Origin of the sequence: Streptomyces sp. NPDC002130, from assembly GCF_040296465.1 — a bacterium.
In the GTDB taxonomy this organism is placed as follows: Bacteria; Actinomycetota; Actinomycetes; order Streptomycetales; family Streptomycetaceae; genus Streptomyces.
The window spans coordinates 1-1,382 of sequence record NZ_JBEOXI010000874.1 but is presented as its reverse complement, the minus strand read 5'-3'; the positions used below and the strand labels follow the sequence as shown (position 1 = coordinate 1,382).

At 65.8% G+C, this 1,382-nt stretch carries 2 protein-coding genes; one reads left to right on the top strand and one right to left on the bottom strand.

What is annotated here, in order from left to right; genetic code table 11:
* The coding region (locus tag ABT116_RS46530) for a hypothetical protein (protein ID WP_351647294.1) at positions 1 to 205 on the bottom strand (205 nt) is incomplete at its 3' end.
* On the opposite strand from ABT116_RS46530, the gene ABT116_RS46525 reads away from it, so the two are divergent.
* Positions 192 to 1,382 (top strand): thiamine pyrophosphate-dependent enzyme (locus ABT116_RS46525; protein ID WP_351647292.1); only part of this gene is annotated, 1,191 nt, incomplete at its 3' end. The genes ABT116_RS46530 and ABT116_RS46525 overlap by 14 nt on opposite strands.

The window sequence follows — 1,382 nt, the reverse complement described above, 5'->3', positions numbered from 1 at the left end:
CGTGGGTATCGTCCGCATTGCCTTCGGCCTGCACAACGACAAGCCCGTCGAGTTTCTGATTCTCGCCGTACTCGTCACCGGGTTCAGCATCCCGCTGCTCGGGCTCAACTTCGATCGCACTACCTCGGGCAATGCAGCACGGTCGGAACTGACCACAGCACACGCCTACCTGTCCCCGCGCGCAGATCGTCGTGGTCGAGGACAAGACCGCGTTCATCGAAGCGCAGATCCGGGAAGTCCTGTACGGCACCGACGATGCCCCTCGCATCATCGGCAAGCGTGACGGCCAGGGCCGTCTGCTCATGCCTGCCAGCGGTGAACTGACCGCAGGCCGGCTGCTCGCCCCGTTGCGGCGCGTACTGAAGCCCCACGTCGAGCTCAAGCGCACCCTCCCGGCCCCGCTGTCGCTGAACGTGCTCTCCGCCAAGCGAACCGCGTACTTCTGCAGCGGGTGCCCCCACAACCGTTCCACCGCTATCCCCGAGGGTTCCATCGGTGGCGGCGGAATCGGTTGCCACACACTCGTCACCATGTCCGGCCGTGAGGACAGCGCTGTCACGGGCCTGACGCAGATGGGTGGCGAGGGCAGCCAGTGGATCGGGCAGGCACCGTTCACCGACGTGCCTCACCTGTTCCAGAACATCGGCGACGGCACCTTCTTCCACTCCGGTCAGTTGGCTGTCCAGGCATGCATCGCCGCAGGCGTGAACATCACCTACAAGTTGCTCTACAACGAGGTAGTGGCGATGACCGGTGCACAGGACGCGGAAGGTGCCCTCTCCGTTGCTCAGCTCAGCCACAAGCTGACCACCGAGGGCGTCAAGCAGATCATCATCTGCGCCGACGAGCCTTCGCGTCACAACAAGCGCGCTCTGGCCAAGGGCACCAAGCTCTGGCACCGCGATCGCCTCGACGAGGCCCAGAAGGAGCTTCGCGAGATCAAGGGCGTCACAGTGTTGATCTACGACCAGCACTGTGCGGCCGACGCACGTCGCCAGCGCAAGCGTGGCACGCTGCCCACTCGCAACACTCGCGTCGTCATCAACGAGGCAGTGTGCGAAGGCTGCGGTGACTGCGGTGTGAAGTCGAACTGCCTCTCGGTCCAGCCCGTGGACACCGAGTACGGCCGCAAGACGAAAATCGACCAGACGTCCTGCAACACCGACTACACCTGCATGGACGGCGATTGCCCGTCGTTCGTGACCGTCGAACTGGTGCCGGGCAAGAAGGCTCCCAAGGCCGCACGTCCCGTCCCGCCCGTCGTCGCAGATCCTGATTTCGACCGGCAGGTTCTGGAACCGGCGCCCGATCCGGCGCAGCACCGTCGCACCACCCCGCCCCCCCCCCGCCCCCCCGTAGCCCCCCCCCCCCCCCCCCCCCCC